The sequence below is a fragment of the Kaistella montana genome (assembly GCF_024436175.1).
Lineage (GTDB): Bacteria > Bacteroidota > Bacteroidia > Flavobacteriales > Weeksellaceae > Kaistella > Kaistella montana.
This window is the reverse complement of the sequence record NZ_JANFQP010000002.1, coordinates 508,747-524,662: the sequence shown is the minus strand read 5'-3', so window position 1 is coordinate 524,662 and position 15,916 is coordinate 508,747. Positions and strand designations below refer to the sequence as shown.

Sequence of the window (15,916 nt, the reverse complement as noted above, 5' to 3'; positions counted from 1 at the left end):
TTTTTATCTATACTTATCCATTAATTCTTTGGTTTTTCTTTCTTCCCAATCTTTACCAAGAAAAAGGTTCGGCAAAAAGATGCTTGAAGCATGTCCCAAAAGTCCGATTCCCCAGAACAATGCCGTCCAGTAATTATCCAAACTCAAAATAGATTCGCCTTGCTGAACATTTCTTGCGATGAGAAACAAATTCACCAACACATAAACTGTCGCATGAATATAAAACCCTTTGAGTTTCTTCACTCTTTTCTGAGCTTCTAAATACTTGATATTGTTTTCGTTAAAGTTTTCCATGGTTATTTAAGTTTTATTTTTCTAAACTCTTATTTCTTGATTGTTCAAGGCTTCTTTTTTTAATTATTTTGCTTGTATTTCTCCATCAGTTCCTTGGTCTTTCTTTGTTCCCAATTTTTAAGAGGATTTAAAACTACTATTCCGTGTAACAAAATTATAGCAAACCAGAATAAGAAACTTGAATAATCTTCAAAAATGTCCTTATTATAAACGGTTCTGTTTAGGTCAATTAACAACTTCATTATGAAGAATATTATGAAATGTGAGACGTGTGAAAAGAAAAAGATTTCCTTTTTTTCTAAAGTGAAGTTTTTGTTAGAATTCATAAAGAAACTTATCAACACATATTTCAAAATATGATAAGCCAAATACATTGCTGAAAAAAATAAGAAATATAAGCTTACATGATTCATCATTTCTCCTTTTCTAAAATATAAGAAACAAGAATATGATATGTTGAAAATAATTACAATTGCCAGCTTTAAGTAGAATTTTTTTAAAAAATTCCATTTATTGAGCGCTCTTTTATATAAGTTGATATTTTCCATAATTATTTTAATTTTTTTGCGTTTTCTTCTTCTCTTTCCATGTATTTTTTGATTTGGCGTTCTTCCCAATCTGTACCGATACCAAAAGTCTTAATTCCGTGAGAAATCAAACCAATTCCCCAACCTAACATCGGCCACCAAAACCAATAATATTGAGGCGAAGTGTGGAAATTGATAAAAATTAAAAATGGAATAAAAATACAGTAAGAAATTAAGTTTCCGTAGAAACCTTTGAGTTCTTCTACGCGTTTTGAGGCTTTTTCGTAAGCCATTTGTTCGTGTGAAAGTTGTGTAGTCATGGCTGTAATTTTCTGAGTAAGAATAGGGATTTTCACGCGGAAGAAATCCTTTGATTTTTCTATGAAAACATTTTGCTTGGTTAATAACGAATACCGCTGAACGATGTTGGAAAGTCCAATTCCTGCGCTTTCTTTTACTTGTTCTCTCGCCATTAAATTATTTTCAATTAACAGGAATCCGTCTTCCGAATAGATTTTAATGTTCAACGGTTTTTGTGAAGTTGCGAAATTATGTTTTATGCAATTTTCCAATAACAATTGTAAGGAAAGTGGTACTACAAAAGATTTTTTCACATTTTCATCCACTTGGAATTCGAAATTTACACTGTCTTCGAAACGGGTTTTCAGGAGGTCACAATATGTTTTCGCAAAATCCAGTTCCTCCTCCACGGTGACCAATTCTTTATCTTTTTGCTCGAGAACATAGCGGTAAATCTTCGACATCGATGCCGTAAAACGTTGCGCCTGATCAGGATTTTCATCAATTAATGCACTTAAAACATTTAAAGAATTAAAAAGAAAATGCGGATCGAGTTGGTTTTTCAGACTTTCAAATTGTGCGTTGGCGGATTTGGCGATGAGTTTCTGTTCTACGACTTCCTTTCTTGTTGATTTTTTCCATTCTTCCATGAAGCTTTTGGCGTGGAGAATTGCGGAGATCAAAAGTGCAATATTAATCGTAAACCAATTGTTGAAACCCATATTTCCTTCGAAAAATCCCGAAAAATCTTGCTTTTGGAAGATGATGAAGTTCACATAATTGCAGAAGAATACCAAAACTACATTCACCAAAACCGTAGCGATAATGCCAAAAATAACGCGTTTTCTGGTTTCTTCTACCCAAGAAAATCTTTTCGAAAGCGTATCATTCACCCAACCGTTTCCCAAGGAAAGCACGAAAGTGTAAAGCCCAGCGATGAAAATATTGAGAAAGAACATTTCCGGTGTTTTCTCTTTGCTAAAAAACACGAAGATGAAAATCCCTATAAAAAGGGTAATCCAGGAGATCGTGATAAGGCTTTTTCTGTTCATGGCTAAAATTCTTGTACAAAAGTATCCGAATCTAAAGATAATTAAAAGTTTTTCTTACCGAATGCCCATTTTCCTGTTCCGAACGGTAAAAAACAAAACCACCGGAAATCCGATGGTTTTGAGAGGCGTTTATTTTGTTGGTTATTTTATTTCTCCGATTACCGAAACGGCTTCCTGAAGATAAAGGTCCTTTTGCAAGTTTTTCACCCAATTCTCGGACTTTTTAGCGAAGGCTTCATCTTTCTTTTCTCTGATGACCTCATCAGGATTTAAGGCGAATTTAAGACCGTTGCTGAACTTATCCAAAGCTTTGAACTTTTCAATCTGGGCTTTTCGGGTTTTCATCACTTCATTGAACTTGGTTTGGTTCAAGGAAATGGTTTCTTCTTTATCGAGATTTTCTTTCCATTGAGCAGATTCCTGCACCAATTGATAGGTTTTGTTATTGAGCAATCGGTTTTCAATTCCTTTTTGCAACGCAGCTACTGAGAAATAATTTACGGGTTGATAAGCCGCTGCAGGAATTTTGTCCCAAGCCAAAGCATAATCGTCGTAACGCTCACCAATCTCTGCGTAAGTGAAGAAATCTTTCATTTTAATGTCGGATTCAATTCCTTTTCTTTGGGTAGATTCTCCGGTAATTCTGTAGAATTTCTGAATTGTCAGTTTCAAAGAACCGAAATCATCATTGGTATTCAAAAATCTGTTTAAATCCACAAAAGTTTGTACCGTACCTTTCCCGAAAGACTGTGGAGAACCGATCACCACGGCTCTTCCGTAATCCTGCATTGCTCCTGCCAAAATTTCGGATGCTGATGCGGAAAGTTCGTTTTGCATAATCACTAGCGGACCTGTCCAAAGTGGCGCGTTGGTTTTATTTTTCAAGGTTTGAATTTTACCGTTTCCGTCTTTTACTTGAACATAAGGACCAGCGTTCATGAACAATCCCATGATATCGCCCACTTCAGTTAAACTTCCACCACCGTTATTTCTAAGATCGAGGATGATTCCTTGAACGTTTTGAGCTTTCAGTTTGATCAATTCATTTTTAATGTCATCGGAAGCGTTTCTGCCTTTTGCATCTTCGAAATCGGCATTAAAGCTCGGTAAATTGATGAATCCGTATTTTTTTCCATCCGGAGAATTCACGATGATGCTTCGGGCAAAAGTGTCTTCGATCGCAACTTCCTCACGAATCATCGTCACTTCCTTGATGCTCTTGTCTTTTTTCTCAACGGTTAAGGTGACTTTCGTTCCTTTTTCCCCACGAATCAGTCGTACGGCTTCATCAGAAAGCATTCCTACAACGTTTACTGGATCTTGATCTGGTTTCGAGCGTACTTTCAAGATTTTATCACCTTCAGATAGCTGTTTCGATTTCCATGCAGGAGCTCCGATCGTAAGTGCACCCAAGTACAAATAACCTTTTTTCTCCTGAATAATCGCGCCAATTCCAATCACTTTTCCGGTAAATTGGGTGTCAAAATCTTCTTTATTTTTCGGAGAATAATAGTTCGTGTGCGGATCGAAAACCTCGGTATAAGCATTCATATAAACTGTAAACCAATCCATTTTATTTCTCTTTTTGAATCTTCGGAAAGTATCGGTCACCAAATCTTTCACTTCTGCAGTTGCTTTAATCCTTTTTTGCTCTGGCGTGAGGATTTCGAGTTTGATCGTATCTTTCAAATTGAATTTCTGTACAGAATCTTTCTTCTCTTTCTGCATTTCCTCTTTCGCAGTAAGCGATTCCATTTCCTGAAGGATGTTGTACTTGATGTATTTTTTCCATTCAGCGGAAAGTTCCTTTGCGTTCGCCGGATATTTCTTCAGTTTAGGTTCCAAAACCAAAGTTTCGTCTTCATCTAAATTAATCGGTTTGCTAAGAATATCCTGAGTGATTTTATCGATTTCATCAACTCTTTGGTAAAGTCGATCCACCGTGAGTTTATAGAAAGTAAGATCGCCTTGATTCAAGTAATCGTCTAATTTCGTTCTGTGTTTTCCAAATTCATCCATATCCGATTGCAGGAAATATCTTTTGGAAGCATCCACGGTTTCGAAATAGTGCTTAAATACTTCCTCGGAATAGGCGTCATTAATAGGTTTTGGCGAATAATGCAAATAGCTGAGCGTGTTCTTCACACTCACCATAATGGTCGACATCTTTTCGTCATCATTTTTAGGAGAATTAAAGCAGAACACCAAGCTGGTAAGCGGGATGAAAAGCAATAAAGTATTGAGTTTTAATTTCTTGAACATAGAATTGATATAAATAACTTAATTTGTTAAGGATTTTAGGGTTTTGTTACAGGGTTTTACAAAGTATCAAAATTAATACCTTATTATTATTTGAACACTATTTTTTTAAGTAAATTTGTTGAAACCCTATAATTATATGCAAAGACCTTTGATATTAGTGACCAATGACGATGGAATCACCGCGCCGGGAATCCGAAACCTGGTGGAATTTATGAATGAAATTGGCGAAGTAGTGGTGGTAGCACCCAACTCGCCACAAAGCGGAAAAGGCCACGCGATTACGATCAATTCTACCCTAACCTTCGAAGAAATCAACTTGGAAGGACCACAAAAAGATTATTCACTGAGCGGAACTCCCGTTGACTGTGTGAAATTCGCCCTCGATAAAATCCTCACCAGAAAGCCCGATCTTGTAGTTTCAGGAATCAACCATGGAGCTAATTCCTCCATCAATGTGATTTATTCCGGAACGATGAGTGCTGCGGTGGAAGCCGGTGTAGAAGGACTTCAGGCGATTGGTTTCTCTCTTTTAGATTTCTCTTGGGATGCCGATTTCAAGGAAGCAAAAGCTCATATTCAGGATATTGTAAAGAAAGTTTTGGCCAATCCGCTTCCAAAAGGAATTGTACTGAATGTGAATATTCCGAAATTAAAATCATCCGAGATTAAAGGAATCCGCGTTTGCAAACAAGCCAATGCAAAATGGGAAGAAAGTTTCGACGAACGCATCAACCCACACGGGAAAAAATACTATTGGCTTTCCGGCTATTTCAACAATATGGACACGAGCGAAAATGCGGATGAAGTAGCACTATCAGAAGGATACGTATCAGTAGTTCCCGTAAAATTCGATTTAACCGCTTACGAATACCTCGATCATTTAAAAGGAATTATGGAATAAACAACTTTGGTTTTCTCTGTGAAGCCAAAGGATTTTAAATCTCTTTACAAAATATCATAAAACCTCCTGTTTTCCATAAAAAATACAGGAGGTTTTTGTATATTGCTATTCCATTTTTCACTTCTATCGCACTTCCTAATCATTCCCTTCCGCACCGAAAATAAAAGCAGCATCACAAAGGTTCTGTAACGCTTAATATCGAATCAAGTAGGAATTAAGTTCGGAGTATCCGTAATAAAAGACATTATAACTCCATTTTTTCTCCAATATTTTATTAGACTTACATTGGATTTACTATGGACTTAGTATGGACTTACCTCGAAGTATCCTAGGAGAACACTGGGAGAAAACCTGGAGATGACTCGTCCTAAAATAACTATACAAGTTAAGCTTAGATTTTCTACAGTATTTGTCCTGCGACGCTTTATTTAAAGGTGTTTTTATGTTTCTGAAAAGATATGTATATTTGATAGATGCAAGCTTTTTAGAGTGAAGTGTAATAAATCGAATTAAAAAACAAATGACAGAAAACCTAAAAAATGTAACTCCTCAACTCATTGAAAAGTATCTCGGAATTTTAGAAGAACGTGGAGATCCCAACGAAGCGTACAAATATTTAGCAATAAACACTTTTCAAAAACATTGGAATATCGAGGTAGCTGATTTTCATCAAATGTTTCGGGATTCTTTCAGCAAGGTAGCTAATTTACTATACCAAAACTCTTGGGGATTTATCATAAAATCTGCGGAACTTTTTCCCGATGAAGTCCGAGAGATGTTTCGAAATCTCTTTGACGAATCGGTTGATATTTCCCAAAGAATTAAAAATTTTCAGACCGAATCGGAGCAATTATTGCCCAAAGTTAGACAAGCATTAAACCGAACCAACATTAATGCTCAGCAGGACGAAAGAACAATCTCTGTTTATTTGGCTTTCCGTTTTCCTGGAAAATACATGTTGTACAAAGCTGATTATTATAAAAAGTTCTGTGACTTACTCCACATTAAAACCAAAAAAGCTGGCGAACGATTTTTACATTTACAAGAATTAGCCCATCACATCATTCAGGAAGGATTGTTGGATGATGGTAATTTCATCAACACCTATCGAAAATTTTATTCAGCACCTGATTGGGAAGATCAATATCTGATGATTCAGAATATCTTGTATGTAGTTTTCCGAGAGGATTCACAAGAAACTGATTTAGTCAAGTTATTAAAAGATTTTAACAAAAGAGATTTAGAAGAATATTATGAGTTTTTAGATCAAATCATCGAGTATTTCAATTTGCAGGCGAATGACCAAAGGCTGGTTTTTAATTTTCGTGATAAATGGATTGTCTTCACTATAGGACAGAGATATATTTGGAGAATAACCAATAACAAAAGTAGTGAGTTAAGGTTCGGTGTGATTTCCGATGAAAAAATCTCCAATAACTTCTCTTATTTCGAAGGCCTTCCTTCCGCATATTGGAATGTAACCAATAATTCAAAAGAATTAAATAAGAGCAAACAATCCGTTTTAAATGCCATTGAAAAAGAACTCGATCGCACACAAATCTCAAGTTATTCCAAATTTAATAAGAAAGAACTGGAGCAAATGGCTTTTGACATTGATTTCCGAAATGAAATATTGAGCCAATTGGAATATCAACCCATTACAGAAAAACCCATGGAAAGTATAAATACCAATAAGAAAATGCCTTTAAATCAAATATTGTTTGGTGCGCCGGGAACAGGGAAAACGTATAATACCAAAAGAATTGCGGTGGAAATCATCAATGGGCAAAAGGTAAGATCTCGAGAAGAAATCAATGCGGAATATGAAAATCTAGTAAATGCAAAACAAATTGTATTTACAACTTTTCATCAAAGTTTAAGTTACGAGGATTTTATTGAGGGAATAAAGCCGGAAACAGAAGACGGAAATGTTACATATGAAGTAAGAAATGGTATTTTCAAACAGTTATGTAAAAGTGCACAAACTAATCATAATACAATAAAAAACACAAAAGAAATATATGATTTTGACAGCGCATGGAATGATTTAATCGAAAATATTAATGAGTCTATTCAAAATGAAAAGACATTTGAATTACCAATCTTAACAACCAACATGGGTTTGAATGTTACAGAAGTCACTAATCAAGGGAATATAAAATTAAAGCCTAAAAGTAGTGATATAGCATTAGAATACACTGTTTCTTATAATAGGGCAAAAAAACTGCAAGATGCTTTTCCTGTATTATCAATTGTAAAAAATATTGATAAAGAGTTTCGATCTGTAATAGGTGGTTCAAACTCTACAGCGTATTGGGCGGTGCTTAATTACATTAATAATAAAATAGATTCCCATAAAAAAAATAAAACCATTGAATCTCTGCTTCCTCCAAATAATTATGTTCTCATCATCGATGAAATCAACCGCGGAAATGTTTCGTCTATTTTTGGAGAACTCATTACACTTTTGGAAGATGACAAAAGAAAAGGTAATAAAGAACAAACGGAAGTAACGCTTCCCTATTCCAATGATAAATTTTCTGTTCCTAACAATGTTTACCTTATCGGAACAATGAACACCGCCGACCGAAGTGTAGAAGCTTTGGATACGGCTCTGAGAAGACGTTTTTCTTTTATTGAAATGCAACCTGACCCAGAAATTTTATCAAATGCCGAATATCAGGATGTAGATTTGAAACAACTATTAGAAACCATTAACCAACGAATCGAGGTTTTGATTGACAAAGACCACCAAATTGGCCATTCTTACTTTATTGGAATCAAAAATTTGGACGACTTAAAATTGGTTTTCAAAGACAAAATAATTCCACTTTTGGAAGAATATTTTTACGGCGATTTCGGGAAAATTGGTTTGGTTTTAGGCGGAAGTTTTATCTATCAGGAAGAAAACTCAGCTAAATTTCCTAAAAACTTTATGTATGAGAACGACTTTTTAGAAGATAAAAAAGTATATCGATTTACACCGTTTGAAAATTGGAATGAAAGCTCTTTTATTTCGGTTTATGAAGATTAGGAGATGAATAAGAAAAAATTCATACAGGTTTTCGAATATCAAAAATTGCGTTACGATGATTCCGGAGATTTCCGGAATCATCACTTTGATGCGATGGTGAAATTCAACGAACTGCACCAAAACAAATACTTTACGATTATTCATAAAGGAATACAGTTTGGCAGTTATGTTGGGGTAATCCAAATTGGTGGTTTAACCATTGAAATTCTCCCAAAAGCTGACAACAACGAAAATGCAGACAAAAACTTGTGGCAAAATGTGTTGCTAAATATGTTGAAAGTCTGCAAACACATTCAAGTAGAATCCATTTCTGAAACTCAGCTCAAGAAAAGATACCATTCGATTCTAGATGTTTATTTTGAAATGTATTTAATCGAAATCGAAAGGTTAGTAAAGAAAGGTTTAATAAAGAAATACCGAAAAAACCAATCCAATCAGAATGCCTTAAAAGGGAAATTGCTTTTTGCTCAAAACATTCAGCAGAATTTGATACATAAAGAGCGTTTTTATTGTGAACATCAGGTTTACGATAAAAATTATTTACTCCATCAGATTTTATTTAAAGGGTTATTGATTTTGAAAAGTTTTATAAATGATTCTTTAAAAGATAAATTAAATCGTTTGCTTTTTGAGTTTCAGGAGTTTGAAAATATCAATATTCAGAAAATCCATTTCGATAAAATTATTCTGGACTGTAAAAATCAGGATTACCAAAAAGCTTTAGAAATTGCCAAAATCATTATCCTGAACTATTCGCCAAGTCTCAATTACGGAGACGAAAATTTACTCACGCTTTTATTTGATATGAATACTTTGTGGGAAGAATATATTTTCCGTGTTCTTCAAAAACACAAAACAGAAGAAGTAGAAGTATCGTTTCAAAATTCCGACAAATTTTGGGAAAATAAGCGCATTCGACCAGACATTGTTTTGAAAACAAAAGATGAAACATTCGTCATTGACACGAAATGGAAAATAGTTAAAGCCAACAATCCTGCAGACGATGATTTGAAACAGATGTTTGTATATAATCTACATTGGAAAGCTGAAAAAACACTATTGCTTTACCCTAAAACCAATCAAGCAGACAGTGATTTTGGAACATTTCATTTTGATGATTTAGGTAAGAAATGTAAACTTGGTTTTGTGGACATTACCAATGAATTCATGATTAAAAACAGTGGAATGGTAGCTAAAGAAATATTCTCTAAACTATAAGTCAATCTTAGAATTACACTTTCCTAATTTAACCATCTTTGTTTTTGGCAAGACAGAAAAGATAAAACCTCAATATTTTGATTAAATTTCATCATTGAAATTCTATTTTTTTTTTCACAGCGATTCTAAGATCTTCGAAAACACAATTATTTCCCTTAACTTCGTTTTGTAAAAAAAATAAGCAAAATGCGTATAGAAAACGAAATAAAACTGGGTTTTAAGGATGTAATGATCCGCCCAAAAAGATCGACCTTGAAAAGCCGATCACAAGTAAGTTTAGAAAGAAATTTCACCTTTGTGAATTCCAAGAAAAAATGGAGCGGCGTACCGATTATCGCTGCGAATATGGATACGGTAGGAACTTTTGAAATGGCAGAAGCGCTTGCCAAAGATCAAATCATGACTGCTGTTCACAAACATTACAGTCCGGAAGAATGGGCAGAATTTCTCAACAATCAACCCGATTCTATTTACGAATATATTGCCTTAAGCACCGGAACCGGAAAAGCAGACGAAGAGAAAATAAAAAAAATTATCGATCAACATCCGAAAATTCAGTTCCTCTGTATTGACGTTGCCAACGGATATTCCGAACATTTCGTGGAGTTTGTGAAAACCGCAAGAAAGAACTTTCCCGCGCAAACGATTATTGCCGGAAATGTAGTCACCGGAGAAATGGTAGAAGAGCTGATTCTTGCCGGAGCCGACATTATCAAAGTAGGAATTGGTCCTGGTTCGGTTTGTACAACAAGAATAAAAACCGGTGTCGGTTACCCGCAACTTTCCGCGATTATCGAATGTGCTGATGCTGCGCACGGATTGGGCGGCCATATTATTTCCGATGGAGGGTGCAAAATTCCGGGTGATGTAGCGAAAGCATTTGGTGGCGGTGCTGATTTTGTGATGCTCGGCGGAATGTTTGCCGGACACGACGAAAGCGGTGGCGAAATCATCGAAGAAAATGGAAAGAAATTCAGACTTTTCTACGGAATGAGCTCTCAAACCGCGATGGACAAACATTCCGGAGGTGTTGCAGAATATCGCGCTTCCGAAGGAAAAACCGTGAAAGTGCCTTACAAAGGTCCAGTTGCCGAAACCGTTAAGGATATTTTGGGCGGCGTCCGTTCTACTTGCACTTATGTTGGTGCAGCCGAATTGCGAGAACTGACGAAAAGAACCACTTTCATCCGCGTTCAGGAGCAACACAACGAAGTTTTTGGAAATTCATAAATATTTAAGATGAAAAAATACGCATTGCTCCTGCTCTTTTTCTGTGGAATTTTGAGTTTTTCACAAGAGAAAACCCAGACAGACCGCATGATTGAAGAAATTCAACAAGTCAAGCAAAACCAAACCGACATGAAACTGGTTTGGTGGATTCCAACGGAGTATTGGGAAGTTGCTTTGCAAGAAAACGGAAGTATTACCCAAAAACAACTGGATTATTTGAAGGAACTTTTGAATGATTACACCATCGTTGCAGCGGGTGATTACGACTTAGATTCCAAAAGCGGAGCGATTAATTTCACTGTGAATGATTCGAGCAAAAAGGTGATTTTTTACGGACTTCAAGGTCAAAAAGTAACGCCTTTGAAAGAATCGGAAATCGATGATAAAGTGCTCATTATCGTGAACCAAACCCTGAAACCGCTCTTTGCTCAAATGCTCGGAAAAATGGGCTCTGGCGTTAATTTTTTCATTTATAACAATGTAGAAAATGGAAAAAGGATTATCGATCCTACCCAACCCGGAAGTTTTAAAATTGATCTCAACGGAGAAATCTTTCAATGGAAATTGCCTTTGGTTTCTTTAATGGATGAAAAAACCTGTCCTGTCGATCAACAAAAGATGAGCGGCAATTGGAATTTCTGTCCTTTTCATGGAAATAAATTGTAAAAAATTGACCTTTAAAGTTTAAAAACAATCATGAAACTCCTCAAAACCACTTCGGAAAACCCGGATTTCATACAATTGGTGAAAATGTTGGATGAATATCTTGCTTTTATGGATGGCGAAGATCACGCTTTCTATGATCAATTCAATAAAATTGACTTGCTGAATCACTGTGTTGTGCTCTACGAGGCAGAAAATCCGGTTGGTTGCGGTGCGATAAAAGCTTATGATGAGGAATCTGCAGAACTGAAAAGAATGTTTGTCATTCCGGAATTTCGGGGAAAAGGTTATGCTTCGAAAATCATGGAAACCCTTGAATCTTGGGCAAAAGATTTAGGTTTTGAAAGCCTAATTCTGGAAACCGGCATCCAACAAACCGATGCCATTAAATTGTATCAAAAAACCTATCAACCCATCGAAAACTACGGCCCATACAAAGGTATAGCAACTTCGGTTTGCTTTAAAAAAGTTTTATAAAAATAAAAAACCTTCAAGGAAATTAATCCCTGAAGGTTTTTTTATTAAGTTAACATTCCTCCATCAACATTCAGAACCTGTCCGGTGATGTACGCTGACATTTCGCTACCGAGGAAAACGCAGGCATTTGCCACATCTTCAGGCTGTCCACCGCGTTTCAAAGGAATACCTTCTCTCCAACCTTGTACTGTTTTTTCATCCAAAGCTGCAGTCATTTCAGTTTCGATAAAACCAGGAGCAATCGCATTGCAACGGATATTTCGGGAACCTAATTCCAAAGCAATTGATTTTGAAAAACCAATCACTCCCGCTTTTGAAGCCGCATAATTGGCTTGTCCGGCATTTCCTTTCACTCCAACTACGGAAGTCATGTTGATAATAGAACCGCTTTTCGCCTTCATCATCGGTTTAATCACCGCTTTGGTAAGGTTGAATACCGAATCTAAATTCACTTTAATGATGGTATCCCAATCGTCTTTCGACATTCTGAGCATCAAATTATCGCGGGTAATTCCGGCATTATTGACCAAAATATCAATTTTCCCGAATTCTGCCATCACATCATCAACCAATTTCTGAGCAGCGTCATAATCGGAAGCATCTGATTGATATCCTTTTGTCGTTGTAATTTTTGAAAGTTCATCTTCCAAAACTTTAGCTTTATCTACTGAACCGGCGTAAGTGAACGCTACTTTCGCACCTTCTTTGGCGAAAACTTCAGCAATTCCCTTTCCGATTCCGCGTGTTGCGCCTGTAATAAGGGCAACTTTTCCTTCTAATAATCCCATATTTTAGTTTAATTAGTTAAATTTTTATACTTGTTTTTAGATGCAGGTTTCTCGGTTTCCTGCTCTTCTTTTTCAGAATTGTTGATGACGAGTACGATTTCTCCTTTTAAAGTTTTGCTTTTAGAGAATTCAATTAACTCATTGATTGTTCCGCGTTTGGTTTCTTCAAACTTTTTAGAAATTTCGCGGCTTAAACTCACTTTGGTTTCTTCTCCAAAAAACTCTTTGATCTGTTCCAAAGTCGTATTGATTTTGTGTGGACTTTCATAAAGAATAATGGTTTTCTTCTCTTCAGCGAGTTGTTTCAGTTTCGTTTGTCTTCCTTTTTTTTGAGGTAAAAATCCAGCAAAATAAAAATCGTGATTCGGTAATCCGGAAACCACCAAAGCCGGAACAAATGCGGTCGCGCCGGGTAAACATTGCATATCGAGGTTTTGATCAACAACGGCTTTTGCCAAAAGATAACCAGGATCCGAAATTCCCGGAGTTCCTGCGTCGGTAATAATCGCAATATTTTGTCCGATTTTCAGGTCTTCAATTACCTTTTGCGTCGATTGATGTTCGTTGTGTAAATGATACGCTTTCAGTGGTTTAGCTATTTCATAATGCTTTAAAAGCACCCCAGAAGTTCGGGTATCTTCGCACAAAATATAGTCCACTTCTTTCAGCACTCTTATCGCTCTGAAAGTCATATCTTCAAGATTTCCAATCGGTGTTGGAACAAAATATAGAATCCCCGACATTTTTTTAAAGTTAATCCTTCATGATTTTTAAAATCTTGAAGGATTGAATTATAATTTTTCAAATAAATCTTTGCAAAACTCCTCCAAACTTGGATCTCTCGCGCCCATCAAAAGAAGAACGGTTCCTTCTTTCAATTCGGGTTTTAAAGCTTCCAACAAATTGTTTCTATCTTCCACAAAATGGGCATTTTTGCCTTTCGCTTTGATGTCTTCAATTAAATCGTTCGCCGAAATATCTTTCACGGCAGTTCCACCTGCGTAGAAAATTTCACTCATCCAGATTTCATCTTGTGGTCGCAAAGCATCAGAAATTTCTTCCACAAAATCTTTTCTCAAAAACCGTGTTGGTCCGTAACCGTGAGGTTGAAACCACGCAATTACTTTATCCGCCAAAGGTTGACAAGCTTTGATACTCGCTGCACATTTCGCTGGATTGTGCGCATAATCGTCAATGACCCAAACTCCGTTTTTCTGTCCGAGAATTTGGTGACGGCGATAAATTCCTTCATATTTTGACAAACTTTCCGCACAAATTTTCAGATCTACACCAATTTGGTGCGCCACAGCGATGGCTGCAGTTGAGTTTTCCGCGGAATGTCTTCCGATGGAATTCATTTCAAATTTTTGGTTTAAGACTTCGAAACTTAAATGAAATCCATTTTGTTGAAAGTTTTCAGCAGAATATCCAGCATTTTCGTTTTCAAATCCGAAATCGTTTTTAGGATTTGCAGACAAAGATTTCGCCAATGTATTCGATTGATTTACAACAAATAAACTCTTTGTATTGTTTTTAAAAATGGTGAATAATTCAATCAATTCATCAATTTCCTGATGGTCTTTATCGATATTTAAAAGCAAACCGATTTCCGGCTCATATTGAACCACCGAACCATCACTTTCATCGGCTTCGATAATCAACCAATCGCCTTTTCCAACTGCTGCATTTCCGATTTTCCCTTGCTTGATAATTGAAGTTAAACCCGCTCCGGAAATAATACTTGGTTCCAATTGAGCATCCAACAAAATTTGGAATAACATCGCGGAAGTAGTTGATTTTCCGGAAGTTCCGGCAACAGCAATTGTTTTTTTGCTTTTGGCGATAATGGACAAAAGTTCACTTCTTTTAATAATCGGAATTCCGAGTTCTTTGGCTTTTTGAACTTCGAAAACCGTATCTTCAATGGCGGTGGAAACCACTACCAAATCTGTATTTTCGGTAATTCCGCTTCCATCCTGAAGAAAACAATGAATTCCTTCGTTTTCTAATTGAGATTTTGTTTTGTTGTAAGTTTCGGGTAAAAAATAGCGATCGCTTCCCGAAACATTTTTCCCGATTCCTTTCAGATATTGTGCAATTGCACTCATTCCAACGCCTGCAACTCCGATGAAGAATACATTCTGGAAATCGTTAATATTTTTAATCATTCGTTGATTTTCAGTAAGTTATATAAATTTATTTTCAACAAGACCCCAAAGTCTTTGCGCATATTCATCTACTTTAGTCCAGTTTTTGGAGTAATAAACATCGCTTAAATATTGTTTTGCATCTTCCAGATTATTGTAAGAATTCAGCTGGTCAATTGTTTTTTTCAGTTCATCGGGATCACCGTTGAAGAGGTATTTGGTGAAAGCTACTCTATCGTTCAAATCGAGTCGGAATTCAGGTTTTCTTTTTTCCGCCTCCATAAAATCAGTCGGAATATTGCTTTTCGCGATGCTCCCAGAAACGATATTTTCCGGTTTATGCTCTGCAGATTTTTCCTCTAAATCTTCCAAAGGATCTTGATCGAAAAGATTTTGAACGGCTTTTAATCCTTTGATATGAGCAAGTTTGAATTTTTTTTCCTGTGAATGCTGCTCCATTTTTACTTCTTGATGGACCTCTGTAACAGGATTTTTTAAATCTTCTTTATTGAAATCCACAATTTTTCTTCTGCGTTCTTCCATTTCGAGGAATTCTTTTTCTTTTTCAGCTACTCTTTCCTCGTAATTTGTTGGTTCTTCTGGTTGCTGAATTTCTTCAGTGATTTCTGCATGAATGGGCGGCGTTTCCTCTTCTGGAACTACCTCTTCCGGTTGTTCGATGCTTTCAATTTCATTAAGTTCGTTGGTAAAAATCACTTCTTCTTCGATGGTATCTTCTTCAAATAAAGCAGCATCGACATCGATTTCTTGATGCAAAGCGGCGCGATCAGAAGTGATTTCCATTTCCTGATGTTGAATTTCCGGAGCTGGAGAAGGCTGAATTAATAACTCTTTATTTTTCTCCAAAATCCTCAAAAAGGCAATACGGTCGGTAATTTCAGCAAACAAATCCTGCTTTGCGAGCAGTTCTTCTTTGGAATTTATTTTGGAAAGCGTTTCGAGAATGCTTTTGGATTCAAAAAAAATTTTTTCCTGTATATCTTGAAGGTTTTGCATAGTTAA

14 protein-coding genes are annotated in these 15,916 nt (G+C 36.1%); 6 read left to right on the top strand and 8 right to left on the bottom strand.

The window, feature by feature from the left end:
• Positions 1–3: 3 nt before the first annotated feature.
• The 4 genes from NOV28_RS08625 to NOV28_RS08615 all read right to left on the bottom strand — a co-directional run bounded on the left by NOV28_RS08625 (position 4) and on the right by NOV28_RS08615 (position 4,435).
• Positions 4–294 (bottom strand): 2TM domain-containing protein, encoded by a 291-nt coding sequence (locus NOV28_RS08625; protein ID WP_255929784.1) that lies wholly within the window; start codon positions 292–294, stop codon positions 4–6.
• Between the two features lie 59 nt (positions 295–353).
• Positions 354–620 (bottom strand): 2TM domain-containing protein, encoded by a 267-nt coding sequence (locus tag NOV28_RS11265; RefSeq protein ID WP_369413224.1) that lies wholly within the window; start codon positions 618–620, stop codon positions 354–356.
• A 224-nt stretch (positions 621–844) separates the two neighbouring features.
• On the bottom strand, positions 845–2,173 hold the full coding sequence (locus NOV28_RS08620) for a 2TM domain-containing protein (protein ID WP_255929782.1): 1,329 nt from the start codon (positions 2,171–2,173) through the stop codon (positions 845–847).
• 141 nt (positions 2,174–2,314) lie between these two features.
• Positions 2,315–4,435 carry a carboxy terminal-processing peptidase gene (locus tag NOV28_RS08615; RefSeq protein WP_255929780.1) on the bottom strand — a complete coding sequence of 707 codons (2,121 nt, stop codon included), beginning with the start codon at positions 4,433–4,435 and terminating at the stop codon, positions 2,315–2,317.
• A 136-nt stretch (positions 4,436–4,571) separates the two neighbouring features.
• On the opposite strand from NOV28_RS08615, the gene surE reads away from it, so the two are divergent.
• The 6 genes from surE to NOV28_RS08585 all read left to right on the top strand — a co-directional run bounded on the left by surE (position 4,572) and on the right by NOV28_RS08585 (position 11,958).
• Positions 4,572–5,336, top strand: coding sequence for a 5'/3'-nucleotidase SurE (gene surE, locus NOV28_RS08610; protein ID WP_255929778.1), 765 nt, complete (start codon positions 4,572–4,574; stop codon positions 5,334–5,336).
• Positions 5,337–5,856: 520 nt separating this feature from the next.
• A complete protein-coding gene (locus NOV28_RS08605; protein ID WP_255929776.1) occupies positions 5,857–8,370 on the top strand; it encodes an McrB family protein in 2,514 nt (837 codons plus the stop codon).
• A 3-nt stretch (positions 8,371–8,373) separates the two neighbouring features.
• Positions 8,374–9,588, top strand: coding sequence for an McrC family protein (locus NOV28_RS08600; RefSeq protein ID WP_255929774.1), 1,215 nt, complete (start codon positions 8,374–8,376; stop codon positions 9,586–9,588).
• Between the two features lie 186 nt (positions 9,589–9,774).
• Positions 9,775–10,818, top strand: coding sequence for a GMP reductase (locus NOV28_RS08595; protein ID WP_255929772.1), 1,044 nt, complete (start codon positions 9,775–9,777; stop codon positions 10,816–10,818).
• 9 nt (positions 10,819–10,827) lie between these two features.
• The gene (locus tag NOV28_RS08590) at positions 10,828–11,484 is read left to right on the top strand and encodes a hypothetical protein (RefSeq protein ID WP_255929770.1); all 657 of its coding nucleotides are present in this window, start codon (positions 10,828–10,830) and stop codon (positions 11,482–11,484) included.
• Between the two features lie 30 nt (positions 11,485–11,514).
• Entirely contained in the window at positions 11,515–11,958 is a 444-nt protein-coding gene (locus NOV28_RS08585) for a GNAT family N-acetyltransferase (RefSeq protein ID WP_255929768.1), read from the top strand.
• Between the two features lie 44 nt (positions 11,959–12,002).
• Here the strand turns inward: NOV28_RS08585 and fabG are convergent, their stop codons facing one another.
• Genes fabG through NOV28_RS08565 form a run of 4 tightly spaced genes read right to left on the bottom strand, consistent with a single transcriptional unit; the run spans position 12,003 to position 15,910 of the window.
• Entirely contained in the window at positions 12,003–12,746 is a 744-nt protein-coding gene (fabG, locus tag NOV28_RS08580; RefSeq protein ID WP_255929766.1) for a 3-oxoacyl-[acyl-carrier-protein] reductase, read from the bottom strand.
• Between the two features lie 8 nt (positions 12,747–12,754).
• Positions 12,755–13,489 (bottom strand): 16S rRNA (cytidine(1402)-2'-O)-methyltransferase, encoded by a 735-nt coding sequence (rsmI, locus tag NOV28_RS08575; protein WP_255929764.1) that lies wholly within the window; start codon positions 13,487–13,489, stop codon positions 12,755–12,757.
• Between the two features lie 48 nt (positions 13,490–13,537).
• Complete coding sequence (locus NOV28_RS08570) at positions 13,538–14,914, bottom strand: UDP-N-acetylmuramate--L-alanine ligase (protein WP_255929762.1); 1,377 nt, start codon at positions 14,912–14,914, stop codon at positions 13,538–13,540.
• A gap of 18 nt (positions 14,915–14,932) precedes the next feature.
• A complete protein-coding gene (locus tag NOV28_RS08565) occupies positions 14,933–15,910 on the bottom strand; it encodes a DUF8457 domain-containing protein (RefSeq protein ID WP_255929760.1) in 978 nt (325 codons plus the stop codon).
• Positions 15,911–15,916 lie beyond the last annotated feature (6 nt).